The following is a 23984-nucleotide window of genomic DNA, read 5'->3' on the forward strand; positions in this document are numbered from 1 at the left end:
ATCCTCTGATCGGAAGGTGTTTTCTTAACACCCCCCCGCAGCACTCAAAGCAGCGGACGAATCCAGGCAATACTCACGGAATTCGTCCGCTCCTTCACCCCCTGGCTCAGCCAAACCAAGACATACACTTGTGGTGCAAGCGATGGCTTGATCTGCATACCAGTCAATCAGAACGCGTAGGTTCTAACGATTACTGAGCCAGCCAGTTGAAGTTCTCTGTGCTGAGCACGATAAAATGGATGATGAATGCCAGCAGGGTCAGGAAAGCAAACAGAGCAGTCAAGGTGCCGCGTGGATTAAAGGTCTGCCACATTTTATACATGATGCGCTACTCCTCAATTAACCCAAGTTGGTGAATGCAAAAGGAACATAGGTTTGTGCCAGCACTTTGGCCTGATCAACGATCATGCCAACCTGCCAGGAATAGCCTTCTGGACCAGGAATCCAGGGGCGCCAGGACCATGCCAGGAAGTGGGCCACGATGGCCACCAAAATGAAGGCAGCAAAGCTCATCATGAAAATGCCGTGGAACTCAAGCGCTTCGTCTTCTGTCAGACCCGTTACTGATTTATCAGCCATTTTATAACCTCCAAGATTTAAGGTTTTTTTAGATTTACACCAACTCAAATAGCTGCGCCTTGACAGCGCAGCCGCTCAGCGCAACGGCATTGAGCCGCTGCGCTGGCTTACCCCCCGTAAATCGGGCAGATAATTCTATATTACAACACCTGCCGGGCTTTAGCTCAGAACCCTCTTGGCCTGCTCTACATGGTGTTGCGTAACCATTTCGGCGCCACTTTCCTGGGCCAGTTTTTCCGCCTGATCCCGCAGACGTTTGGCGGCGGAGATACGAATCAATACCGGGTAGGCATTGACGATTCGATCCAGCGCCAGTCTTGCTTCATCCTCCCACGGCAGCTCCCGATGGAGTCGGGCGCGGGTGGCCTCAACTTTATCTAAGTCTGTGCCTAACGGCAAGATGTTGAATAAGGCATCAAACAAGGCATTGCATACCTCTTGCACGATATAGGTCGCCCCGGCATAGCCCATAAAGGGGGTTCCGGTATGGCGGCGAATAATCGCCCCGGGAAAAGACACCGGGATATACATCGCCCGCCCGCCGATCTCGGCCAGATACATGCGCTCATTATAGCTGCCAAACAATACCAGCGGCGTTTTTTCATGCACGGCACGGCGCACCTGTGCGTTATCGAGCTTGACACCGGGGCTGCGCATAAAGCTGAAAGTGCAGGGGAAGCCCATTTCCTGTTCGAGAAAATGGCGAATCCCGCGAGCATGTGTTTCGCTGGCCACGATGGCAAAACTGGCGGTGCCAAAGAAATCCTGGGTCACCGAACGCCAGAGATCCCAAATAGGCTTTATAGTCGTATGTTTTTCACGTTCAATAAAGGGGTCTGGATCAAGTTTTAGTAATTCACCCAATTTTTTTAAGAATTGAGTGGTGCTATGCAGACCAATCGGCGCTTGCAAATAGGGGCGATCCAGGGCTTCGCAGAGCTGGCGCCCAAATTCACGGTACATGCAGATATTGACATCCGCATCGGCAAGCTTGGGGATATCGGCCAGATGCGTACCCAGCGGGAACACCAGATTGACCTCAGCCCCGATACCCTCGACCAGCCGGCGAATTTCGGCCAGATCCGAGGCGCTATTAAAATAGCCATAGCTTGGGCCAATGATATTCACGCGGGGTTTTTGATCGACGGCACGCGGGCTTTTTGGGCTACGCTGGGCCGCTTTCAGACCAAATTCACGCCATAACCAGAATAAGGCGCGATCCGCGCTTTGCCATTGATCTTCGTCAATAGTGCGCGGTAAAAAACGCAAAATATTGGTGCCTTCAGGTACCACACCACCACCGATCATCTCGGCAATGGAGCCGGTGACCACCACGGAGGGCAAATCCGGATCCAGTGTGCGATGCGCCCGCTCCATCGCCTGCTCCGTACCCAGTTGGCCCAGCTCTTCTTCACCCAGGCCGGTGACGACAATGGGCAGCTCATGCGGCGGCAGGGCATCGGTATAATGCAATACCGAGGTCACCGGCAGGTTTTCACAGCCCACCGGCCCGTCAATGATGACCTGCAGGCCCTTGACGGCGCTGAAAACATACACGGCGCCCCAATAGCCGCCGGCGCGATCTAAATCCAGCAACATCAGCAGCCCTCCTTGCCAGGCAATACATTGATGCGATGCAAGGTGCGCTGTGCATAACGCTGACGGAATTGCGGACGGTCGTGTGGAATGTCTTCCCAGATACCGGCGGCATAGCCGGTTCCGGCGCCTTCAAAAAAAGATCTCATCACATCAAAACGCGCTTTATTATTCAAGGCTGTATTGATTACCTGCGCCAGTGAACCGGCCCCGGCAACCCCCATCAGCGGGCGGGCAGAAATCAGGTTGGTAAAATACAAAGCAGGAATGGCCATCTCTTTGGCCTTTTGCACCACCGGCGTGGTTCCTATGGCCAGGTCGGGCTTGAATTCGCGCACGGCCTCAATATCTTGTTCCAGGGAGGCACGAAACTGCACCCGCACGCCTTTGGCTTGTAGCCATTGGCGATCCGCATCTGACCACGGGGTACGCCCACAAGCGCTGCCCACATAAGGCACCTCTGCGCCACTTTCAAGCAGCAGGCGTGCAACCAACAGCTCCGAGCCTTCATAGCCGGACACGGTGATGCGCCCCTTGATCGGGGTTTGTGCCAAAACGCCCTTGATGGCCGGCAAAAACTGGTTCTTGGCGGCGTCAATGGTATCTCTGGTGATCCCGCACAAGGTGCCAATCCCTTCCAGCCAGCCTGCGGTGCCCTCGTAACCGACCGGCGCAGAACCAATCACCTCGCGACCGGCCAGATTAAACTCACGCACACTGGCGGTATAAAACGGGTGAATCGCCGCTACGGCGGCGCAATCAAGCGCGGCATACAGCTCGCGCCACTCCCGCGTCGGCACCACCGGCCCACAGGCTAACCCCAGCGGCTCAAGCATCATGCCGATGCTCATCGGGTCTGCCGGGAACATCTCACCCAGTAAGGTCACTGTCGGCTTGGCACTACGCCCGCCGCGAGGGGCCTGCACCGGCCCCTGTTCGGCTTCATTGCGCGCATAACGCAGCATGGTGGCGGCCAGCAGGTCTTTTGCCTCAGCATGGGTGGGCACACCAAACCCCGGCACATCCAGACCAATGACGCGCACCCCATTGATTTCCTTGGGCAATAACTGCAGCGGCACCCCGGAGGCCGTCGGCACGCACAGGTTCATGATGGCAATGGCATCATAGCGTTCCGGGTCGGCCAGTGTTTCCACTGCGGCGCGGATATCTTCAAAGACCTTGCCGGTCACCAGGGTTTCGGAATCAAAGGGCACATAGCCCACAGTGCGCCGGGCACCATAAAAATGCGAGGTAAAACTCAGGCCATACACGCAGCAGGCCGAGCCACACAGCACGCTGGCGGTGCGCCGCATCCGTAGCCCCACGCGCAAGGCACCAAAGGCCGGGCACATGGTTTGCGGGCGATCATGAGGTCCCTGGGGACAGGAGGGATTTGATTCAGTCATGCCGGGATCCAGTGCGTGTTACGCGTCGTCGTAAATCACTTCAAGCGAAGGCTTCTTGGTCACGGTCTGACCACACATATCTTCGAGGGTGGCAGGCTCTAACACCACATCACGCCCTACGGCATCCCCGGCAAACAGCCCTAACAAGGCGTCCTGGCTCAGGGCCGTGGGGTGCATCGGCGGGGCGGTGGTGACGTTTTCTGCCAGCTGATTAAACAACGGCGCCCAGGCACTGTCTGCGCCACTGACAATCTGATAGCTGGCGCTTTTGCGCCGGATTTCTTCGTTGGCCGGAATGGTCGCCAGTACGGGAATCCCTACCTGGGCGGCGAAAGTTTGCGCCTCGCCCGTGCCATCGTCTTTATTGATCACCATACCGGCGACGCCGACATTGCCGCCCAGCTTACGGAAATATTCCACCGCCGAGCAGACATTATTCACCACATACAGCGATTGCAGGTCATTAGAACCGACCACAATCACCTTCTGGCACATATCGCGCGAAATCGGTAAGCCAAAGCCGCCACAGACCACATCGCCGAGAAAATCCAGCAAAACGTAGTCAAAGCCCCATTCATTGAAGCCCAGTTTTTCCAATAACTCAAAGCCGTGAATAATGCCGCGCCCACCACAGCCACGCCCGACTTCCGGACCACCGAGTTCCATGGCGAAAACGCCGTCACGCTTGAAGCACACATCGCTGATGGTCACTTCTTCCCCAGCGAGCTTTTTTCTGGCCGAGGTTTCAATGATGGTCGGGCAGGCACGCCCGCCGAACAGCAATGAGGTGGTATCACTTTTTGGATCACAGCCGATCAGCAATACTTTTTTGCCCTGCTGGGCCAAGGTATATGACAGATTGGCCAAGGTAAAACTTTTGCCAATACCTCCCTTGCCATAAATAGCGATAATCTGGGTCTCTTTTGCCGATGCAGCCTGCGCATCCTGGGAGCTCAGGGTCATTTACATGCTTCTCCAGTCTAAGATCATTTTCAAACAGGCCGGGTCGCCAAAGGCCGTACGATAGGCACGATCTGCCTTGTCAATGGGCATCCGGTGCGTAATCAAGCCTTCCAGCGAAAGGCTTTCGTCGGCAAGCAGCGCTTTGACGGCCTTGATATCGGTCTCACGCCATTCGGCGGCCACCCGCAAACGCGCTTCGCGCATGAAGGCCGGGGGGAAATGAAACGACAAGGGCTGACTATAAAAACCGGCCAGCACCACCTCGCCTTGCGGTGCCAGATGGGCAATCAGGGTATCCAGTATGGTGGAATCGCCGCTGACATCAAGGATAGTTTTATACTGCTTGCAATCATCGGCGTCCGGATCAAGCACAGTATAGCCCAATGCACCACTGGCGCGTTCGGGGTTACGCTCCCAGACTGTAACGCTGTGCGGGCCTTTTTTGGCAACAATGATGCGCGCCAGCAAGCGTCCCAACACGCCATGCCCGACCACCAGGGTTTTACCCAAGTCCTCGCTCAGGTGGAAAACAGCATGATACGCGGTAGCCGCCAGGGCCAGCAAAACCGCCTGCTCGCCCAGGGATTCACTGATCGGAACCAGACGCACGCCGGGTATCACCACCCGCGAGGCCGCCCCGCCAAACAAACCGTTAACCTCACCATAACAGCGCGCCCCAGGCACAAACACAAATTCATCGACACAACGCCCGGAATCTGCGCCTGCCCAGATGACTTTGCCGACAGACTCATAGCCTGGCACCAGCGGGTAGCCCATGCCGGGGAAACTCGGCATGCGCCCCATCCACAGCAAACGCTCCGTGCCCGTACTGATACCACTGTAGTGAATATCCACCACCGCATCTTCAGCGCCCGGCGGTGTCAGATCCAGGGTCTTGACCACCAGGGATTCAGGACGCTCCAGCACAACAGCGGTGGCGCTCAGGCTCAGATTTGGATCAAATGTTGCAGCAGACAAGGCAGTCTCCAGATAAAAATACGGGTGATGGACACACCGATATGCGGGTCGTCGATCTTAGGCGTGGCATTGTAGCGACGCCCTGTATGTCCCTGCAAGCGCAGTCCCACCGCCAACGGCAGAAACGCGCTTCAAATACATCAGGCATCATGCCGCTTAATGTCGCTTAGCTCGCCGCCGCTGATCTCAGCGGGCTGGATGCGCCAGCATGACGCGCGTCAATAGGGGCGTGTGGGTGGCTAAAATGCGAAAGCGCTCAAAGCCTGCGGCAATCAGCAGCGCTTGAAGCTCGGTGGGGGTACGTGCCCGACCGGTTCCCATCGCCAGGAGATAAAAGCCAAAATAAGCATCGCTGATCGGCTCTGCACCGCTGGTACCCGCCATTGGTTCGGCCAGCAACAAGACCCCATCATCGGGCAAGGCCGCACGCGCAGCGCGCAAAAAGGCCAGTGCCACCTCATCTTCATGGTCATGAATCACCCGTACCAGAGAGATAATATCCGCCCCCTGGGGCAAGGTATCCGACAAGGCGCTGCCGCCAAATACCTGCACGCGCTCGGCAAGCCCGGCATCATTAAAGCGCGCTTTGGCCTGCTGCGCCACGGCGGGCAAATCAAACAGCATCAAGCGCAGCTGCGGGGCCTGTGCAGCCACCGCCCGCAAAAAGGTACCATCGCCCCCACCCACGTCCAGCAAGCAGCGATGCCGCTTGAAGGAATAAACATTCAAGACCTCTTGGGCGACCATCGGCTGCGAGGCAGCCATCAGCTCGGTGTAAGCGGCGATTTTTTCCGCCTGCAGGCTGGAGGGTTGATCCGTCGTCGCATAGGGCCAGTACTGTCCCAGGCCCGTTTGCTCCTGCTCACCACGCAGTAGGGCCAGCGGGTCACGCAAATCATGGTAGAGCAGCGCATGGTGCTCTACCATCGCCATGATGCCCTGATTATCAATCATCGCCGCACCCAGGCGACCCAGACCATAACGCCCGCCACTGCGCGCCTGCACCAGCTTGAGCGAGGCGGCGGCCCGCAACAGGCGCAGCATCGCCTCCTCCGATAAGGCAAAACGGCTGGCCAGCTCCGCCGGGCTTTGCGGGCCATGCTGGGACAAATGTTCAAACAGACGCAGGCGCACACAGGCGAGCAGGGTCTGGGAATACACAAAGCCCGCGCATACATCGAATAAGGCGCGGGCATGGTGGCGCGCCAGCGGGCGGGTCAAGGGGAAGGCGGCGGCAAAGCGGCGAAAGCGCGCATTGCTCAACCAGCGGTCACGGGCAGCAAAGAAATGATCAAATAGGCTCATGGCAAATAAGGCAATACGCGACACTCAGGCGGCAAACCGCGCCAAGGCCTTGGGCAGAAACTGCTCGGCTTCCTTGGCAAAAGAGGCCCGGAGCTCAGCCTGGCCGGGGCAGGGAGGGATGGATTCAATGGCCTCGGCCAACAGCGTCCGCAGGCGGGTCTTGGCACCGGACAAGCCCAGCTCATTGGCAGCACTGGGTCGCCCCAGGGCCGCATCACGCCCGCCGGGTTTGCCAATATCAGCCTCGGTGGCGGTGGCATCGAGAATATCATCAGCAACCTGATAAGCCTCGCCCAAGCACTCACCCAGCGTCCGCCAGGGTTCATGTTCTGCACCCGCTGCAGCCGCACCCGCCATCGTCGCAGCGGCAAACAAGGCGCCGGTTTTGGCGCGCTGATAATCGGCCAGCACAATCTCTGACTCGCATTCCCAGGCCTGTCCGGGGATGATGCCGCTGGGCAGGCCGACCGCACGACCCACAATCGCGATCAAAGCCGGCAGACGCTGCGGCGAATCCGTGGCCGCCCGCGCCAGGGCCTGAAAGGGCAACACAATCAAGGCATCACCGGCCAATACCGCAATGCGCTCACCAAAGGCGACATGCACGGAGGGTTTGCCACGGCGAATGCAGGCATTATCAAAACAGGGGAGATCATCATGAATCAGGGAGGCGCAGTGCATGATTTCCACGCTCGCCGCCGCCATGGCCGCCAAGCGCGGATCATCCTCACCGCAGGCCTGTGCAACCGCTAAAGCCAGACTTGGACGCACCCGCGCCCCACCCGGAAACACGGCATATCGGATGGCAGCAGCCAATTGGGGCGGACAATGCGGCCCTTGTTCATAGGCCAACGCCTCAATGAGGGCCTGTTCGATACGCATCAAGGGGTCCACGTTGTTTAGCTCCCAAAGAGATTTGATTTAACGATAAAAAAGCCCGGCAACTCGGTCAACACCATCACGTTAAATCACGCAAGGCAAAGACAAAAGCGCCTTTTATTGAGCACACGACTTGCTTAATGCCGATTTGAGTCATGTAGAATAGACATTGCACGGATAAGGAGTCAAGCACACCTTGGCCTGGCTTGCCGAAGATTGGCGCAAACAGCAAGTCCGTCGGGAAGCAGGCGTAGATCATTGCAGATCATCAATGCGTACCCCGGTGGCGTTACATCAAAAATTTCAGGACCAATGATCAGGATCAATGCATGCCGACACATCGTGTGATTGTGATTGGGGCGGGCATGGGAGGCTTAGTGAGCGCCCTTGAGCTGGCCTCGCAAGGCTTTGAGGTCACGCTGCTTGAGCGCGCGGCCACCCCCGGCGGGAAAATGCGTGAGGTTCGTCTCGCCGACCATGCCATCGATGCCGGCCCAACGGTATTTACCATGCGCTGGGTATTTGAAGAGATTTTTGCCGAGGCCGGGGCGCAGCTTGCAGATTATATTGATCTGCAGCCGGTTGAAACCCTCGCCCGTCATGCCTGGGCGGATGGCCAACAGCTGGACCTGTTTGCCGATCTGGCCCGCTCGCATGATGCCATTGCGAATTTTGCCGGGGCTAAAGAGGCGCAAGGCTTTCTGGCCTTCAGCGAACGGGCGCGCTCCATCTATCAAACCCTGGAACACTCATTCATTCGCACCCTCAAACCCAGCCCCTTGACACTGATGAAGGATGCCGGGCTGAGTGGGTTAAGTGATCTGTGGCGCATCAATCCCTTTAGCATCCTCTGGCAAAGCCTCGGGGAGTTTTTCCAAAACCCGCGCCTGCGCCAACTGTTTGGGCGTTATGCCACCTACTGCGGCTCTTCGCCCTTTGCAGCCCCGGCCACTCTGATGCTGGTCGCGCATGTGGAGCAAAACGGCGTCTGGCTGCCGCAAGGCGGAATGCACCGCATGGCTCAGGCGCTCGCAACCCTTGCGCAACAGCAGGGCGTCAGCCTGCGTTACAATTGCCACGTCGCCGAGATTTTGCTAAAAAACGGACGTGCGCAGGGTGTGCGCCTGGCCGATGGTGAGTCCGTATATGCCGATGCGGTGGTGGTCAATGCGGACCCTGCCGCCCTGGCGGCTGGTCTTTTTGGCGCCTCCGTACAGTCTGCCGTGTCCCCCATCCCGGTGCGAATGCGTTCGCTCTCGGCCCTGACCTGGAGTCTGCTGGCGCGCTGTGAAGGAATGCCCTTGCTGCGGCACAATGTGTTTTTTTCCGATCAGTATCAGGACGAATTTGACGCCATTTTCAACCAGCACAAGCTCCCGCAAACCCCCACTGTGTATATTTGCGCACAGGATCGCGATGATCATGAACACCTCAATCCAGCCAGCCCTGAGCGCCTGCTATGTCTGGTCAATGCGCCCGCTATCGGTGATCAACGCCCCTTCGCCCCCAATGAGATTGCATCATGCCAAGAAACGACCTTTGCCCTGCTTCAGCGCTGTGGCCTGACCCTTCATCCCGAGACGAGCGTACTGAGTACCCCCAGCGACTTCAACCAGCTTTTTCCGGCGACCGGGGGCGCCCTGTATGGTCAGGCCTCCCACGGCTGGCGGGCCTCCTTCACGCGCCCTGCTGCCAAAACGCGCATCCCGAGGCTGTATCTGGCGGGGGGGAGCACACACCCAGGGCCGGGCATTCCGATGGCCGCGATGTCGGGACGCCTGGCGGCACAGATTTTGATCAAAGACCTGCTTTCGACCAAGCGATAACGCCGGGGGGCTATCTCTGGTGGTATGTGGATGCCTTCAGCGAAGACCATCGCTTTGGCATCATCCTGATTGCCATGCTGGGAAGCGTGTTTTCCCCGTATTACGCCCGTTCTCGGGCACGCGGTGAGCTTGACCCGCTGAATCATTGCGCGCTCAATGTTGCCCTTTATGGCCCGAATGGCAAACGCTGGGCCTTGACCGACCGAGGCCGTTCATCGGTTGAGCGCGGCCGTGATTTTCTACGCATTGGCCCCAGCCAGTTATGCTGGCAGGATGGCGCCTTGCTCATTGACATCAACGAAGTCACCGTGCCCGTTCCCTCAAAAATCCGGGGACAGGTGCGGGTTTATCCGCAAGCCTTCAATCCGCAAAGCTTTAGCCTGGATGCGGCGCAGCGTCATCACTGGCGCCCGGTGGCCCCCTGTGCGCGGGTGGAGGTGGCGCTGAACAGCCCAGAATTGCACTGGAGTGGGCCGGGTTATCTGGACAGTAACTGGGGCGATGAGTCGATTGAGCAGGGCTTCACCCGCTGGGACTGGTCACGCGCCGAGCTTAAAGACGGCACGGCGATTTTGTACGACATCACCCGACGCAATGGCGAAGCCTTTGCCCTGGCCTTGAAATACCACCCTGACAGCGGGCTGACCCAACTACCGCCGCCGCCTGCCCACCCCTTGCCCAGCGGCCCGATCTGGCGGGCGGGGCGCAACATGCAAGCCGATGAGGGCCATCAGCCCAGGATTGCCAAAACCTTTGAAGATACGCCGTTTTATGCCCGCTCCATGGTACATTCACAGCTCTTTGGCGAGCCCGTCACCGCGATGCATGAAAGCCTGGATCTGGATCGCTACAGCAAAAAATGGGTACGCTCCCTGATGCCCTTTCGGATGCCGCGTGTGGAGTGAGGCACTGCGCCGCGTGTGGCGCCGTGCCGTGCCAACCGCGCACCCCAAAACATGGCATTTCCCCGGCGGCCTGATACTGCCAGATCGTAAAGCGCTCAGCACACACACACCGCTACAATCCACGCCACTGTCCACACACTTGTATCTGCCGCTGCGCCAGCACATCGGTGCAGCGGCCACGCCGGTGGTAACAATGGGTGACTACGTTTATCGGGAGCAGCTGCTGGCGCGCTGCGAAGATCCCCTTGGCGCCCATCTGCACGCCCCCACGTCCGGCTGGATTGAGGGGCAGGTCGAAATGGCCGTGCCGCACCCCTCGGGACTGCGTGCTCCCGGCCTGATCCTGCAAGCGGATGGCCTGCATCAGCGCACCCCGTCCCCCTTACTCCCCATTGAAAACCCGTTCAACCAGCCCAACGCGCGGCTGCGTGAACGGATGCGCGAGGCGGGGATTGTCGGTCTGGGCGGGGCCGGCTTTCCCACAGACCGCAAAAATCACCCCCCAGAGGGGCTGGTCATTGACACCCTGATTGTCAACGGCGCCGAATGTGAGCCATACATCAGCTGCGACGATCTGCTGATGCGCACCCAGCCCGAAGCCATCTTGCAGGGCGCCCGTCTGATACGCCATCTGCTCGGCGCTGCGCGCATCCTCGTGGGCATCGAAGACAACAAGCCCCAGGCGCTGGCAGCCATGCATCAGGCGCGCACGCAATGGCCGACAGAACACATCGACATTATCACCATCCCCACCCGCTACCCCGCCGGCGGTGAACGCCAGCTCATCTACACCCTCACCGGGCGCATGGTTCCCAGTGGACGTTTACCCGCCCATAGCGGCGTGGGTTGCCATAATGTCGGCACCCTCGCCGCCATTGCCCAGGCCGTCTATGCAGGCCAGCCGCTGATCTCGCGCATCGTCACCGTCAGCGGGCACGGCGTCCGCCAGCCGGGTAATTTTCAGGTCGCTATCGGCACCCCGGTGAGCGCCCTGATAGCCGCCGCTGGCGGTTATCGGGAACGCGCACCGCGCCTGATTCAGGGCGGGCCGATGATGGGCTTTGCCTTGGCGCATGATCAGCTGCCGATCATCAAAACCAGCAACTGCATCCTCGTGCCTGGCAAAGAGGAACTGGGCCACCCTCGGCCTGCACAGGCCTGTATCCGCTGCGGGGCCTGTCAGCCGGTTTGCCCAGCACAGCTGCTGCCGCAACAGCTTTACTGGTTCGCCAAAGCTCAGGATTTTGCGGCACTGGAGGATTACCACCTGTTTGACTGCATTGAATGCGGCTGCTGTGCCTACGTCTGCCCCAGCCATATCCCTTTGGTGCAGTATTATCGCTTCGCCAAACACAGCATTCGCACGCAGCAGCAAGAGCGCCGCAGCGCCGCCGAGGCCCGGCAACGCTACGAACACCGTCAGCAACGCCTGCAGCGCGAGGCCCAGCTCAAGGCCCAGCGCCGCGCCAAGCGCAAGACCCCAACTCCTAAGCCATCGCCTCCTGCGTCAAAAGCGTCCGATAATGCGCATAGCGACGCGCATTGATCTGCCCACGGGCAACCGCCGCCTGCACCGCACAGCCCGGCTCATGAAGATGCAAACAATTATGAAAGCGACACTCCCCGGCCAGGGCGCGAATTTCCACAAAGCCCTGTTGCAAGGCCGCCTTATCCAGCCCTTGCGGAATAAAATCACGCAGGCCCGGCGAATCAATCAAAGACCCGCCCTGCGGCAGATGATATAAGGCGGCACTGGTGGTGGTATGTTGCCCTTCGCCGCTCAAGGCCGACAAGGCACCAATGCGGATCTCCAGCCCCGGAATCAAGGCCTGCACCAGCGACGACTTACCAACCCCCGACTGCCCCACACACACCGCCGTACCCTCGCCTATGCGGGCGGCCAGTGTGTCAATCCCCGTGCCCTTGAGCGTGCTGGTTTGCACGATGGCATAGCCCAAGGCCGCATATTCATCCAGCAACGCCAACGCCGCATCATCCGCACTACACAAATCACATTTATTAAGCACCAGCAGCGCCTGTGCCGGCAGATTTTCCGCCGCGATCAGATAACGATCCAACAGCAAAGGATTGGGCGCAGGGCGTGGCGCCAGAACAATCACCAATTGACTCAGGTTCGCGGCAATGCCCTTGAGCTGCCCCCGTGCATCGGCACGCTGTAACAGATTACGGCGCGGCGCAATCGCCGTCACCACATGGCCGCGCCGCGCCGCATCGTGCGTCCAGGCCACGCCATCCCCACAGACTGCATCCTGCAAGCGCCGCCGCAAGGTACACCGATACAAGCCGCCCTGCGCATCCTCCACCAAAACCTGCGCGCCAAAACGCTGCACAATCCGCCCAGACAACGCACCATCCGCCGACGAAGGCACCAAAAGATCTTTTTTCAAAGGAATCACAAATGCTCCAAATTAAATGCTCCAGCGTCTCTGGTGCCATGCGCCCGGTAATCCGCGCTCACACCGGCGGCAGATTTAGCTGTTTCAGATACTGGTTATGCTGGTTTGCTGCCTCAGCCATGCGCTTTTCGATCTCCCCCAGCCGCGCATGTACCGCTTCCAGGTCGATGTCCTCCTCGGCCTTGGCGGTGCTGACATAGCGGGAGATGTTCAGGTTGTAGTCGTTCTTCTCGATCTCCTCCATGCTCACCCGGCGGGAATAGCGTTCTTCTTCCTGGCGGTGCTGGTAGGTCGCGACGATCTTGTCGATGTGCTCGGGCTTGAGGAAGTTCTGGCGCTTGCCTTTCTCGAAGTGCTCGGCGGCGTTGATGAACAGCACGTCGTCGGGCTTTTTGCATTTCTTCAGCACCAGGATGCAGACCGGGATGCCGGTGGAGAAGAACAGGTTGGGCGGCAGGCCGATGACGGTGTCGATGTGGCCGTCTTTGAGTAACTTGGTGCGGATGCGCGACTCGACCCCGCCCCGGAACAGCACGCCGTGGGGCAGGATGATGGCCATCGTGCCTTCGTCGCTGAGGAAGTGGAAGCCATGCAACAGAAAGGCGAAGTCGGCAGCGGATTTCGGGGCTAGACCGTGGCTCTTGAAGCGGAAGTCCTCGCCCAGCGCCTCGTTGGGCTCCCAGCGGTAGCTGAAGGGTGGATTGGCGACCACCGCATCGCATTTCAGCTTCTTGGCCGGGTTCATCTCGCTAAGCAGCGGCCAGTCATTGGTGAGGGTGTCGCCGTGGTAGATGCTGAACTCGCTGTCTTTCAACCCGTGCAGCAGCATGTTCATGCGCGCCAGGTTATAGGTGGTGATGTTTTTCTCCTGCCCGTAGATCATGCCGATGCCATGCGGCCCCATCTGCTGGCGGACGTTGAGCAGCAGGGAGCCGGAGCCGCAGGCGAAATCAAGCACAGATTTCAGGCGCTGCTTCTTGCCGGTGGAGGGGTCCTGGCTGTCGAGGGTGACGATGCGCGAGAGGATGGTGGAGAGCGTCTGCGGGGTGTAGAACTCCCCGGCCTTCTTGCCAGAGCCAGCGGCAAACTGGCCGATCAAATACTCATAGGCATCGCCCAAAATGTCGCTGTCGGTGGAAAACTCAGCGATACCCTCGGCGATCCTGGTGAGGATGGTGCAGAGCTTTTTATTGCGCTCGGCGGGAGTGCGCCCGAGTTTTTCGGAGTTCAGGTTAATCTCGGAAAACAGACCCTGAAAGGTGCTGGAAAAGGATTCGTTCTCGATGTACTTAAAGCCGCGCTCCAGGGTTTGCAGCAACGCATTGTCCTGGGTGCGGGCGCGCTCGTACAGACTGCTCCAAAGATAGTCCGGGTGGATAACATAGTGAATCTTGCGCCGTATATGCGCCTCAAACTCGGGCACATCAGCGGCATTGTCGGCATACCAGAGCGCGAGCGGGGCGCGGCGGTCGTCGGCGGCGGGCGTGGGGTAGTCCCCCTTGAGTTCATTTTGCGCGGCGGCCTCGTAGTTGTCGGAGAGGTAGCGCAGAAACAGAAACGACAGCATGTAATCGCGGAAATCGTCGGCATTCATCGCGCCGCGCAGATCATCAGCGATGCTCCAGAGGGTTTTGCCGAGTTGGCTCAGTTGTTCTTGGGTCATCGATAGCTTTCTCTTCGGTGAAGAACCCGGCCAATCAGGATAGTCTCGCCGTCGATATCGAATAAAACGCGATAATCGCCAATCCTAAGCCGATAGGCCGGCTCGAAATTCGTCAATCGTTTCAGATTAGGTACATCTGGAAAATCGACTAACGTCTTGATCGCCTCATGCAGGCGTTGTTTTTGGTGCTTGTCAATCCGTTGCAGATCCTTGATCGCGCTCTTGCGCAATTCAATCCGCATGGGATAAGTAATCCTCAAACGGCACTGACGCCTCTCGGCGCGTCGCGTGAAGCGCCTTCAAGTCTTCAAGGTCTTCGACAGAGATGATCTCCAGGCCATCCTCCTTGAAGTGCTCAAGCCACCACAGAACCTGTTTGGCTAACTGATCGTCTTTGATGTTGATTGTGATCTGATGCATTATGAATTATTCCTCTTCGGTGACGGATACAACCGGAAAAAGCGTCTGCATCCGCCCTTTTTTGTGGGTTTTTAGGGTTTTGCCGAGTTGGTTCAGTTGTTCTTGGGTCATTGTTCAAGACTCGGCTTCAGGGTCACTCTCTCGGTATTGAGTCCAAGGCGCTCAAAATCGCTCGTATTATGAGTCACCACTGTTAAATCATGAACGAGCGCCGTCGCGGCGATGATGGCGTCCGGGGTTTTGGTTTTAAACTGCTGCCGCAAGCGAATCGTCTGCTCAATGATTGCCTCGGAGAGCGCGAACACTTGAGCATGGCTGAGAAAGGCTTGCGCCTGGTTGTAGAGCCGAGGATCGCTGGCAAATCCGCTCCATCCCAAGAACTCGATCTTGGTGATGGCGGAGATGTTGAAACTCTCGGCCAGACGCTGATGCAGGGTTTCATCGGCGGTCAGACCGTTGAAGTAATAGATGACGATATTAGTATCGAAAAGATGAGTCATTCACGCCAACCTTCGCGCGCTTCGGCCAGGTACTGATCTACGGCTTGCCGTGACTGGTGTGCTAGACCATAAAAGCGTTTAGGGTCAAAGCGTTCCCGTGCTCGCTCAGTGGTGCCATCATCCTGCACAAGTTGTTCAAGAACAATCTGCATCAAGCGGATTTTTTCCGCATGAGACAGCGAATTCACCGAAGGAATCAGTTGTTCGATGGTCATGGCGTCGGTTCCTCTTCGGTGGCGGATGCCACCGGAAAAAGTTGTTGCATCAGCCCTTTTTTGTGCAATTTGAGGGCGTCGAGTTTGTCGGCTTGGGCGGTGATGAGGGTGTCGAGGGAGGAGAGGCAGGCGGCGATTTTTTGTTGTTCGTCTAATGTAGGTGGTATCTGAAAAGGTAAGGATGCATATTCTTTTCCGTTTATTCCAGGCTGGCCGCTACGAGCAGAGATAAAGGCAACCCAGCGCCAATATTTTTCGGTTGAAAGGAATTGATACAATAATTCGGAATCGAGTTTATTTTCGTCCGGTCTTATCCGAATCAAGAATCCAGCAAAAACCAACCTGCCATCTTTTTTTCTGTACTTGTAAGCTTTACCAACACTCGCGCCAGTTCTAGCAAGTACGATATCGCCTTCCTCCAGATAATTCTGGTCGGTTACATTCTTGGCAACAGATACCTTTTGATCTTGACGGATCTGCCCATCGTCAGAAATGTCAGTTATCCGGAGATAGACAGGAAGTTTTTCGTGGTATGCCACCGCTGGCGCATTGATTCCATACTCAGGCTGTCTTGAAAGATGTTGGCCTAACGTAGTTTCCTCCCACTCCCCAGCCTCCCGAAACTCGGGAAAGCGCAGGCGGGGGACGGTTTCGCCCTCGCGGGGGAAGAGCTGCTGCATCAGCCCTTTCTTGTGGGTCTTGAGGGCGTCGAGTTTGTCCGCCTGCGCGGTGATCAGGGCGTCGAGGGAGGAAAGGCAGGCGGCGATTTTGCGTTGTTCTTTTAGGTTTGGTAGGTAGACCGCGAGTTTTGAAATGTCTTCTTTTGTAAAGCCTTTAATAGCCATGCCTTGGCCAAAGCTTTCCAGTACACTTCTGTTTGACGCAAGCAAATAGCCAAGAAATTCAAGATTATCGTTCCACGGTGTCAAATTGGTAAAGTCTTGACTTGTGCAAACAGAAGATTTCGTTATCGCAAGTTTTCCAACCCCAACACGAGACACAAGAAGAATACTGTTCTTGGGCACTAGCTTTGTAGCTGAGTTTTTCAGAGCTTCAGGAGTGATGAATCGGCTGATTTTAATTTCATGGATCGAGTCTTCTGATATGTCAGAACTCGAAACCCATGGAATATTTCCTTTCCAAAAAGAGTCATTGCTTCTACTTGGCGTCCCGCCGCCAGTAAATTCACCAATTCCTTCAAGCGGCTTCTCCTCCCACTCCCCCGCCTCCCGAAACTCGGGAAACCGCAACCTCGGCACCAATCCTTTTTTCTCGCTCATTGATCCTCCAACCCGTCATAGCAGGCGTAGCACGTCAGCATGATGTCGCTGATCTCGCGTTGACTGCCGGAGCCGAGTTCGACCATTTTCCCGACATCGGCAAAATGGTCGGCGATGTCGTGGCCCCACACGAAGCTTTCCGTCATGGCGTAGACAAATTCATTGTGCATATCTCGATTTCCCCTTGTTATTCATATGCTGCTAATCCCGAAATCTCGCGTGCCCCGGCTTGCTTCTTGAGCACCGGGACTAATTCTACCATTAAGGCTGTCTCGGCCTTGCCGCGTGCCTTCCAGCCGAGATCTTGCGGAGCGAACAGCTCGCTCAGTTGCTCGCTGTCGAATCTCCCCCGCTCGATAATCTCCTCAAAAAAGCTGTGCAGCGCGTCGGCGTCAAGGCCGTGTCGCTCAGCGATGGCGGTGAGTTCTTCGCGGCTTTTGTTTGTCTTGAACACCTGATACTCGCCTTTGATCTCCTCAATACCGCCGTGGCCCTTGCCGACGTTCAGGGTGTCGATGTAGGCGATGATGTCCTCGCGCTCGTCCATCAGGTTGCTGTGGGCGCAGAGCAGATTGACGATCTGCTCGCGGGTCATGGTTTCCTTGCCCGGTGCCTCCTGACGATATTGGGCAATCAGGCCCATGATGTAGTCGTAATCAATCAGTGCCGAGGAGAACAGCACGAACTCGAAGTCGAGTTGGTCGATCTCCGGCGGAAGGGCGCCGTCGTTGCCGGTCTTGCCCTGCTTTTTGCGCAGCCGCTGGGCGATCTCTATGTATATGCCCTTGAAGCCGCGATCAATCTCGGTGGGCAGGCATTGCTCGATCTGTTCGCGCTGGGCGTCGCTTAAGTCGGTGTATTGATTCAGATCGGTCTTGATCCTTTGCACCGCCTTGAAGCATTCGATGAACTCAGCGCGGGCGATGTCGCCCTTGAGGTTGTTGACCGCTGCGGGGGTGAAGGGCTGGTTGTGGGCGGCCATGAACTGTTCGAGCTTTTGCACGGCGGCCTCGAACTTTTGGATGACGGTGGGCGCGGAATCGGCCAGCCAGATGTCGCGCGAGCGGTGGGTGTTTTCGCCGGAAAACAGCGCGATGGCGGCATCAACAGCCTGCTCTTGGGCGCGGAAGTCGAGAATCTGCCCGTGCGGCTTGGTGTCGTTGAGCACCCGGTTGGTGCGCGAGAAGGCTTGAATCAGACCGTGGTGCTTGAGGTTTTTATCGACATAGAGGGTGTTGAGGTATTTGGAATCAAAGCCGGTCAGCAGCATATCGACGACGAGGGTGATGTCGATCTTGAGGCGATGCGGCACGTCTTTTTTGGAGTACTGCTGATCCTTGATGCGGGTCTGCACGTCCTGATAATAGAGATCAAACTCGCTCAAGCTGTGGTTGGTGCCGTATTGAGCATTGTAGTCGTTGATGATGGCTTGCAGCGCGGCTTTTTTGTGCTCGGGCTCCTGCTGGTTGTCGGCCTTTTCTTGCGGCAGGTCTTCCTGAAGCTGCTTGACATCGCGGTTGCCCTCAGCGGGCGGCGAGAAAACGCAGGCGATGTTGAGCGGGTGATAATCCGGGGTTTGTGTTTTGCGCTCGGCCTGAAGCTGCTTGAACAGGTCGTAGTAAGCGATGGCCTCGTTAATTGAGCCGGTGGCAAACAGGGCATTAAAGCGACGCTGGTTGGTGGCGGCGTCGTGCTTGGTAAGAATCGCCTCGGCGATGGCGCGCTGGGTCAGCGCCTGGTTGGGCTTGGGCGTGGCCGCAGACTCGCCCTCGGTCCTGACTTCGGGCTTGTAATACTCGATATGAAAGCGCAGCACATTGCGGTCATCAATGGCGTGGGTGATGGTGTAGGCGTGCAGCTGCTGTTGAAAAATATCCTCGGTGGTCTTGAAGGTGCCCTGTGTGCCGTCAATCTGGGTGTGGCTGGCGTTTTCTTCAAAGATCGGCGTGCCGGTGAAACCGAACAGTTGCGCCTTGGGAAAGAACGCCTTGATGGCCTGATGGTTCTCGCCAAACTGCGAGCGGTGGCACTCGTCGAAGATGATCACCAGGCGCTTGTCGCGCAGCGGGGCCAGGCGTTCCTTGTAGGTCTGCTTGCCTTTCTCCTTGTGCTGCAAGGCTTTCTTGCTGGATTCATCCAGCGCCAGGCCGAGCTTTTGAATGGTGGTGACAATCACCTTGTCGGCGTAGTCCTCGGAGAGCAGGCGGCGCACCAGGGTCTCGGTGTTGGTGTTCTCCTCAACGCAGCCTTCTTGGAATTTGTTGAATTCGAGCCGGGTCTGGCGGTCGAGGTCTTTGCGATCCACCACGAACAGGCATTTCTCGATGTCGGGGTTGTCCTTGAGCAGGGTGGAGGCTTTGAAACTGGTCAGGGTTTTGCCGCTGCCGGTGGTGTGCCAGATATAGCCGTTGCCGCGATTCTGATGGATGCAGTCCACAATGGCCTGCACGGCGTAGATCTGATAAGGCCGCATGATCAGCAGCTTCTGTTCGCTGGCAACCAGCACCATGTAACGACTGAGCATCTGCCCAAGGGCGCATTTCGCCAAGAAAGCCTCGGCGAAGTCGTTCAGATGGGTGATCTTGCGGTTGTTCTGATCCGCCCACTGATAGATAGGTAAAAAGCGCTCGTCAGCGTTGAAGGCGAAATGCTGGCTGTGGTTGTTGGCGAAGTAGTAGGTATTGTTGCGGTTGCTGACGATGAACAACTGCATGAAGCAGAGCACGCTGTTGGTGTAGCCGTTGCCGGGGTCGTTCTTGTAATCAACGATCTGCTCCATGGCGCGGCGCGGGGTAATCTCCAGGGTCTTCAGCTCGATTTGTACCAGCGGCAGGCCGTTGAGCAGCAGGATGACATCGTAGCGGTGGTGGCTGCTGTCGGTGTTGATGCGCAGCTGATGGATGACCTCGAAATGGTTTTTGCACCAATCTTTGAGTTTGACCAGCATGTAATGCAGCGCCGAGCCGTCCTCGCGCTGAAAATAGCCGATCTCGCGCAGCTGTCTGGCGGCCTGGAAGACATCGGCGCAGATGATCTTATCGCGCAGCCGGGCGAACTCGGTATCGGTGAGGCTGACCTGGTTCAGCGCCTCGAACTGGACGCGAAAGTTGGCCTCCAGCGCGGCTTTGTCGCGGATATCGGGGCGGTAGGTGTATTTCAGCTCCTGAAGCTTGGCGATCAGCGTTTGTTCAATCTGGCTTTCTGTCAGAGTCATCCTGTGACCTTCTCGTGATGTTGGGGTAATGCGTCTGGATTTTTTGTGTGCTTAGGTTTTCCATGCTACAACATGCGGCTATTTGAATTTTATCCCATAAAAAACAAATAGCTTAAATCATCTTTTGCCGTAATGCAGAAGTCTTTAAAATACAAAGCAGCGCATTTTATCCTGTCTTGCGTTGAGCGTTCCTTAAATGTCCCCGCGCTTCTGGTACAATGCGCTGCCTCTGGGATAGAGTGCCCGCCATGCACTCGCGATAAACACGATTAGGCGGCCTTGCGCCGTACCATGGACCCCCCCGTGCCAAAAAACCCATTGTCGCAACTGCCCATCCCCGAGATTGCCGAGATCCGGCGCCTGCGCGCCCGTTTTGTAGATCAGCAGGTCGAAAATACCTATTGCAAGCTACGCATTGCCGGATTTTTGCGCACCTATCTGATTATCCTTGGTCTGATTATCCTCATGGCCGCCGCCATCGCTCCGCTGGATATCGAACGCTTAAGCGGTGGGCAATTGCATGCGGTCTTGGCGGTGCGCAGCTTCTTTATCGGCGGCCTGATCATTTTGGGCATTATCGCCTGTTACCGCCCGGCAAGCCTGATGCGCATCGCCCCGGCCACCGGCATACTGGCCACCCTCTGTACCCTGCTGATTACCTTGCTATACAAAACTGACCATGGTTCCGTGGTGGGCAATGTCACCCAGTTTGCCTTCATCGGCCTGGTGTTTTTGCTGCTGCTGCCTAACACCTTCACCACCCGCCTGCTGCTCACGCCCCTGATCCTGGTGTCCACCTGGCTGGTTGCGCTAGACAGCCAAGGCGTGGCCACTGATGCGCAGATCTTTATGAGTGGTCTGTTTGTCAGCGGCGTCGTTTTGATGATTCTGGCGGTGGCTCATCGCGAAGATCTGATGCGCCGCGAACAATTCGCCACGCTGCATGCGCTGATACGCCTCTCCACCACCGATATGCTCACCGGCATCGCCAACCGTCGGGCATTTTTTCATCATGCCGAACACCTACTGAAAAGCGCGGCTCAACAAGGCCGCGCGGTCAGCGTGCTGATTTTTGACATTGATCATTTCAAGTGTATTAACGACCGCTTTGGTCATGCCAATGGCGATGAGGCGCTGCGCTGCTTCAGCCGGACCATTCAGGCCCTGCTGCGCCCTGACGACCACTTCGCCCGGATCGGCGGGGAGGAATTCAGCGTGATGCTCCCGCAAACCACGCTCAATGAGGCGTTGGCCATCGCCGAACACCTGCGTCAAGGTGTCGCCGCCATCCGTCTGCAAAGCCCGCAAGGATATATCCCGCTAACCACCAGCATCGGCGTCGCGCAATGGCAGCCGCATGAAACCATCGACCAGACCTTGGCCCGCGCCGATCAAGCCCTATACCTGGCTAAAAATAGCGGACGCAATCGCGTTATTGCCAGCGAGAGCACTGCCGAAAGCTGCACCTTGCCGCAATTTTGACACCCGCCCGCGTGGCGTTTATCCAAACCCGCCCGCGCATCAATATTTTGACTCGTATAAAAATCAAGTCTTTTACAATCAAAAGATTAAACAATAAAGTTAAATTGGCACAGAACTCGCATCAGACCCGTCAACATACTAAATCTTCATTTGAGGTCTGCGCAATGAACCATAACTCCACAAGCCCGCAGCTTTTGACCTCTGTGGCAACTGCCGGCGCTTTCCCCCAAGAGCTCAATACATTAAACCATGCTTTACTGACGCCAACCGCACTGGCCTTGCGTTTGCAAACCACGCTGGAGATTGAAAAGCTGCTGGATCTGTTTTCGCAAACGGTTGGCTACGCCATCCCCCACGATGGTCTGACCTTTAGCCATCAAGACAGCGGCCTGCACCTGTCTCAAGGTCGCATCTCCCGCCACAGTTGCAGTTATCGGCTGAGCCTGGAAAACGAGTCATTGGGGGAATTGCGGTTTTTGCGGGGGCGCAAATTCCGTGAGGCTGAATTGAGCCTGCTGGAGGAGTTTTTGGCGGTATTGGCGTACCCGATTCGTAACGCCTTGTGGTATCGCCGGGCGTTGCTGGCCGCGCAAACCGATGTCTTGACTGGGCTTTCCAACCGCCTGGCGATGGAAACCCTGGTCAACAAAGAGCTGGCCCAGTTTCGCCGGGGCGGCCCAAGCACCGCCCTGGTCGTCATTGATCTGGATCACTTCAAGCGTATTAACGACGAATATGGCCACCTCACCGGGGATCTGGTCTTAAGAACCGTTGCCCAAGCCCTGCAAAAAGCCACCCGCAAAAGCGATAGCCTGTTTCGTTATGGCGGCGAGGAATTTGTCGTCTTGATCCCCAACACCGACGCTGAACAGGCACAGCTCGCCGCAGAACGCTTCTGCCAGGCGGTACGCGATTGTGAAGTCATCCTCGAAGACGGCACACAACTGGCCTTATCCGCCAGCGTCGGCGTAGCCCTGTGCGAATTACAAGACAGTTGCATTGACTTGTTCCAGCGCGCTGATGCGGCCATGTACGCCGCCAAAACCGCCGGGCGCAATCAGGCCAGAATGGCATCGTATACGGGCGATTTTGTGGCCAAAGCGCATCCCGATACCACAACGGTGAGCCAGCGCGAATGCGGCGCGGATCTATCCAGCGGTGCCGCAAAAGCGCTGGATCAGCGCGCGTAACAGTGTCACGGTTGGCGCCAGGCGCTCCACGGCGAGATATTCGTTGTGCTGATGAGCCTGGGCGATATCGCCGGGGCCGCAGATGACCACATCCATGCCCAAGGCGTGCAGATAAGGCGCTTCGGTGCCAAAGGCCACCGCCTGGGCTTTTTCGCCGGTCAAGGCTTCCAGGCTCGTCACCAGATGCGAATCCGCCGGGGTTTCCATCGCCGCAATCCCTTCAAACAGGCTAAACAGCTCCAATCCAAGGCCGTGGCGCTGGGCAATCGGCGCCAGGCGTTCGCGCAGGGTGTGACGCAGTTCATCCAGCGCCATGCCGGGCAGCGGGCGCAGATCAATATGCAATTCACACTGGCCGCAAATGCGATTGGGATTGTCTCCGCCGTGGATATGGCCGAGGTTGAGCGTGGGATGGGGGACGCTGAACAAGGGATGGTGATGGTGTTTTTGCAGCGTGTCACGCCAGGCGAGTAGCTCCCCGATCACGGCATACATCCCTTCCAGGGCATTGATGCCCAGTGCGGGGTTGCTCGAATGTCCGGAGCGCCCGGTCAGGCGGATGCCTTCCATCAGAATGCCTTTGTGCATCCGTACCGGAATCAGGTTGGTCGGCTCGCCAATGACCGCATAGCGGGCCGGTAAAGGGGCGATGCTGCTCAGCAGCTTGGCGCCTTCCATGGAGCTTTCTTCATCGGCGGTGGCTAACAATATCAAGGGACGATGCAGATCTTCAGCCTTGATACCCCGCACCGCTTCCAGTGCCAGGGCAAAAAAGCTTTTCATGTCGCTGGTGCCTAACCCGTACAGCTTGCCGTCGCGCTCCGTCAGGCAGAAGGGATCACTATCCCACAATGCCGGATCGCAGGGCACTGTGTCGGTGTGCCCCGCCAATAGCAGACCCTCTTCGCCATGCCCCAGGGTTGCCACCAGATTGGCCTTACCGGGCCGCCCCGGCAAAGGTTGAATGCTGACCTCAAAGCCGGCGCTTTGGCAAAACTCCGCCAGAACCTCAATCAGCGGCAGATTGGACTGATCAAAGGCAGGGCTGACACTGCTGACGGAGGGAATCTCAATCAGCCGCCGCAGGAGTGTGTGCAGATCAGGAAGTGTGGACATGAGGCTGCTCTCTATCAGACAGCAAAAGGGTTTGTAACGGCGTGGGTTGC

Annotated in this window: 23 protein-coding genes; 5 read left to right on the plus strand and 18 right to left on the minus strand. The window is 57.4% G+C overall.

Annotation, left to right across the window (positions count from 1 at the left end; genetic code table 11):
• Positions 1–190 precede the first annotated feature (190 nt).
• The 8 genes from pufA to THISIDRAFT_RS12715 form a co-directional block, all read right to left on the minus strand.
• The gene (gene pufA / locus THISIDRAFT_RS12680; RefSeq protein WP_006787500.1) at positions 191–322 is read right to left on the minus strand and encodes a light-harvesting antenna LH1, alpha subunit; all 132 of its coding nucleotides are present in this window, start codon (positions 320–322) and stop codon (positions 191–193) included.
• A 17-nt stretch (positions 323–339) separates the two neighbouring features.
• Entirely contained in the window at positions 340–579 is a 240-nt protein-coding gene (gene pufB / locus THISIDRAFT_RS12685) for a light-harvesting antenna LH1, beta subunit (RefSeq protein ID WP_006787501.1), read from the minus strand.
• A gap of 159 nt (positions 580–738) precedes the next feature.
• On the minus strand, positions 739–2181 hold the full coding sequence (gene bchZ / locus THISIDRAFT_RS12690) for a chlorophyllide a reductase subunit Z (RefSeq protein WP_040852319.1): 1443 nt from the start codon (positions 2179–2181) through the stop codon (positions 739–741).
• The gene (gene bchY / locus THISIDRAFT_RS12695) at positions 2178–3581 is read right to left on the minus strand and encodes a chlorophyllide a reductase subunit Y (RefSeq protein WP_006787503.1); all 1404 of its coding nucleotides are present in this window, start codon (positions 3579–3581) and stop codon (positions 2178–2180) included. Before bchY ends, bchZ begins: the two co-directional genes overlap by 4 nt.
• 18 nt (positions 3582–3599) lie before the next feature.
• Complete coding sequence (locus THISIDRAFT_RS12700) at positions 3600–4544, minus strand: chlorophyllide a reductase iron protein subunit X (protein WP_006787504.1); 945 nt, start codon at positions 4542–4544, stop codon at positions 3600–3602.
• Entirely contained in the window at positions 4545–5522 is a 978-nt protein-coding gene (gene bchC / locus THISIDRAFT_RS12705) for a chlorophyll synthesis pathway protein BchC (protein ID WP_006787505.1), read from the minus strand.
• Between the two features lie 186 nt (positions 5523–5708).
• Positions 5709–6851 carry an acetylserotonin O-methyltransferase gene (locus tag THISIDRAFT_RS12710; RefSeq protein ID WP_246585398.1) on the minus strand — a complete coding sequence of 381 codons (1143 nt, stop codon included), beginning with the start codon at positions 6849–6851 and terminating at the stop codon, positions 5709–5711.
• Entirely contained in the window at positions 6852–7709 is an 858-nt protein-coding gene (locus THISIDRAFT_RS12715; protein WP_006787507.1) for a polyprenyl synthetase family protein, read from the minus strand.
• A gap of 326 nt (positions 7710–8035) precedes the next feature.
• Here THISIDRAFT_RS12715 and crtD point away from each other — a divergent pair, with 326 nt between their 5' ends.
• Genes crtD through rsxC form a run of 3 tightly spaced genes read left to right on the plus strand, consistent with a single transcriptional unit; the run spans position 8036 to position 11983 of the window.
• Positions 8036–9532 carry a 1-hydroxycarotenoid 3,4-desaturase CrtD gene (crtD, locus tag THISIDRAFT_RS12720; protein WP_006787508.1) on the plus strand — a complete coding sequence of 499 codons (1497 nt, stop codon included), beginning with the start codon at positions 8036–8038 and terminating at the stop codon, positions 9530–9532.
• Positions 9533–9558: 26 nt separating this feature from the next.
• On the plus strand, positions 9559–10437 hold the full coding sequence (locus tag THISIDRAFT_RS12725; protein ID WP_006787509.1) for a carotenoid 1,2-hydratase: 879 nt from the start codon (positions 9559–9561) through the stop codon (positions 10435–10437).
• A gap of 28 nt (positions 10438–10465) precedes the next feature.
• The gene (rsxC, locus tag THISIDRAFT_RS12730) at positions 10466–11983 is read left to right on the plus strand and encodes an electron transport complex subunit RsxC (RefSeq protein ID WP_159098521.1); all 1518 of its coding nucleotides are present in this window, start codon (positions 10466–10468) and stop codon (positions 11981–11983) included.
• Here rsxC and rsgA read toward each other — a convergent pair.
• The 9 genes from rsgA to THISIDRAFT_RS12775 all read right to left on the minus strand — a co-directional run bounded on the left by rsgA (position 11925) and on the right by THISIDRAFT_RS12775 (position 20146).
• The gene (gene rsgA / locus THISIDRAFT_RS12735) at positions 11925–12854 is read right to left on the minus strand and encodes a ribosome small subunit-dependent GTPase A (protein WP_006787511.1); all 930 of its coding nucleotides are present in this window, start codon (positions 12852–12854) and stop codon (positions 11925–11927) included. The genes rsxC and rsgA overlap by 59 nt on opposite strands.
• Positions 12855–12912: 58 nt before the next feature.
• Positions 12913–14517: a type I restriction-modification system subunit M gene (locus THISIDRAFT_RS12740; RefSeq protein ID WP_006787512.1), complete on the minus strand. Its 1605-nt coding sequence runs from the start codon at positions 14515–14517 to the stop codon at positions 12913–12915.
• Positions 14514–14759, minus strand: a complete 246-nt coding sequence (locus THISIDRAFT_RS12745) for a type II toxin-antitoxin system RelE family toxin (RefSeq protein WP_006787513.1) — start codon at positions 14757–14759, stop codon at positions 14514–14516. Before THISIDRAFT_RS12745 ends, THISIDRAFT_RS12740 begins: the two co-directional genes overlap by 4 nt.
• A complete protein-coding gene (locus THISIDRAFT_RS12750) occupies positions 14749–14937 on the minus strand; it encodes a hypothetical protein (protein WP_006787514.1) in 189 nt (62 codons plus the stop codon). Before THISIDRAFT_RS12750 ends, THISIDRAFT_RS12745 begins: the two co-directional genes overlap by 11 nt.
• 107 nt (positions 14938–15044) lie before the next feature.
• Entirely contained in the window at positions 15045–15437 is a 393-nt protein-coding gene (locus THISIDRAFT_RS12755) for a type II toxin-antitoxin system VapC family toxin (protein ID WP_006787516.1), read from the minus strand.
• A complete protein-coding gene (locus THISIDRAFT_RS12760; protein WP_006787517.1) occupies positions 15434–15652 on the minus strand; it encodes a hypothetical protein in 219 nt (72 codons plus the stop codon). The genes THISIDRAFT_RS12755 and THISIDRAFT_RS12760 overlap by 4 nt, the downstream gene beginning before the upstream one ends.
• Positions 15649–16932, minus strand: a complete 1284-nt coding sequence (locus THISIDRAFT_RS12765) for a restriction endonuclease subunit S (protein WP_006787518.1) — start codon at positions 16930–16932, stop codon at positions 15649–15651. The genes THISIDRAFT_RS12760 and THISIDRAFT_RS12765 overlap by 4 nt, the downstream gene beginning before the upstream one ends.
• Positions 16929–17102 carry a hypothetical protein gene (locus tag THISIDRAFT_RS12770; protein WP_006787519.1) on the minus strand — a complete coding sequence of 58 codons (174 nt, stop codon included), beginning with the start codon at positions 17100–17102 and terminating at the stop codon, positions 16929–16931. Before THISIDRAFT_RS12770 ends, THISIDRAFT_RS12765 begins: the two co-directional genes overlap by 4 nt.
• Before the next feature lie 17 nt (positions 17103–17119).
• Positions 17120–20146: a type I restriction endonuclease subunit R gene (locus THISIDRAFT_RS12775; protein ID WP_006787520.1), complete on the minus strand. Its 3027-nt coding sequence runs from the start codon at positions 20144–20146 to the stop codon at positions 17120–17122.
• Positions 20147–20449: 303 nt separating this feature from the next.
• On the opposite strand from THISIDRAFT_RS12775, the gene THISIDRAFT_RS12780 reads away from it, so the two are divergent.
• Together THISIDRAFT_RS12780 and THISIDRAFT_RS12785 are read left to right on the plus strand one after the other, a co-directional pair.
• Complete coding sequence (locus THISIDRAFT_RS12780) at positions 20450–21628, plus strand: GGDEF domain-containing protein (RefSeq protein ID WP_217159206.1); 1179 nt, start codon at positions 20450–20452, stop codon at positions 21626–21628.
• A 164-nt stretch (positions 21629–21792) separates the two neighbouring features.
• Positions 21793–22818, plus strand: a complete 1026-nt coding sequence (locus THISIDRAFT_RS12785; protein ID WP_006787522.1) for a GGDEF domain-containing protein — start codon at positions 21793–21795, stop codon at positions 22816–22818.
• Here the strand turns inward: THISIDRAFT_RS12785 and argE are convergent.
• A complete protein-coding gene (argE, locus tag THISIDRAFT_RS12790; RefSeq protein ID WP_006787523.1) occupies positions 22777–23934 on the minus strand; it encodes an acetylornithine deacetylase in 1158 nt (385 codons plus the stop codon). The two genes, THISIDRAFT_RS12785 and argE, sit on opposite strands and share 42 nt — an antisense overlap.
• Between the last annotated feature and the right edge of the window lie 50 nt (positions 23935–23984).

The organism is Thiorhodospira sibirica ATCC 700588 (genome assembly GCF_000227725.2).
GTDB classification, from domain to species: Bacteria; Pseudomonadota; Gammaproteobacteria; order Ectothiorhodospirales; family Ectothiorhodospiraceae; genus Thiorhodospira; species Thiorhodospira sibirica.

Excerpts from the sequence above, each read along its gene's own strand:
- THISIDRAFT_RS12700 (WP_006787504.1), bottom strand. The coding sequence starts at position 4,544 with ATGACCCTGAGCTCCCAGGATGCGCAGGCTGCATCGGCAAAAGAGACC.
- argE (WP_006787523.1), bottom strand. The coding sequence starts at position 23,934 with ATGTCCACACTTCCTGATCTGCACACACTCCTGCGGCGGCTGATTGAG.
- THISIDRAFT_RS12740 (WP_006787512.1), bottom strand. The coding sequence starts at position 14,517 with ATGACCCAAGAACAACTGAGCCAACTCGGCAAAACCCTCTGGAGCATC.
- THISIDRAFT_RS12765 (WP_006787518.1), bottom strand. The coding sequence starts at position 16,932 with ATGAGCGAGAAAAAAGGATTGGTGCCGAGGTTGCGGTTTCCCGAGTTT.
- THISIDRAFT_RS12750 (WP_006787514.1), bottom strand. The coding sequence starts at position 14,937 with ATGCATCAGATCACAATCAACATCAAAGACGATCAGTTAGCCAAACAG.
- THISIDRAFT_RS12770 (WP_006787519.1), bottom strand. The coding sequence starts at position 17,102 with ATGCACAATGAATTTGTCTACGCCATGACGGAAAGCTTCGTGTGGGGC.
- THISIDRAFT_RS12775 (WP_006787520.1), bottom strand. The coding sequence starts at position 20,146 with ATGACTCTGACAGAAAGCCAGATTGAACAAACGCTGATCGCCAAGCTT.
- THISIDRAFT_RS12760 (WP_006787517.1), bottom strand. The coding sequence starts at position 15,652 with ATGACCATCGAACAACTGATTCCTTCGGTGAATTCGCTGTCTCATGCG.
- bchY (WP_006787503.1), bottom strand. The coding sequence starts at position 3,581 with ATGACTGAATCAAATCCCTCCTGTCCCCAGGGACCTCATGATCGCCCG.
- crtD (WP_006787508.1), top strand. The coding sequence starts at position 8,036 with ATGCCGACACATCGTGTGATTGTGATTGGGGCGGGCATGGGAGGCTTA.
- pufA (WP_006787500.1), bottom strand. The coding sequence starts at position 322 with ATGTATAAAATGTGGCAGACCTTTAATCCACGCGGCACCTTGACTGCT.
- pufB (WP_006787501.1), bottom strand. The coding sequence starts at position 579 with ATGGCTGATAAATCAGTAACGGGTCTGACAGAAGACGAAGCGCTTGAG.
- THISIDRAFT_RS12755 (WP_006787516.1), bottom strand. The coding sequence starts at position 15,437 with ATGACTCATCTTTTCGATACTAATATCGTCATCTATTACTTCAACGGT.
- THISIDRAFT_RS12715 (WP_006787507.1), bottom strand. The coding sequence starts at position 7,709 with ATGCGTATCGAACAGGCCCTCATTGAGGCGTTGGCCTATGAACAAGGG.
- THISIDRAFT_RS12745 (WP_006787513.1), bottom strand. The coding sequence starts at position 14,759 with ATGCGGATTGAATTGCGCAAGAGCGCGATCAAGGATCTGCAACGGATT.
- THISIDRAFT_RS12785 (WP_006787522.1), top strand. The coding sequence starts at position 21,793 with ATGAACCATAACTCCACAAGCCCGCAGCTTTTGACCTCTGTGGCAACT.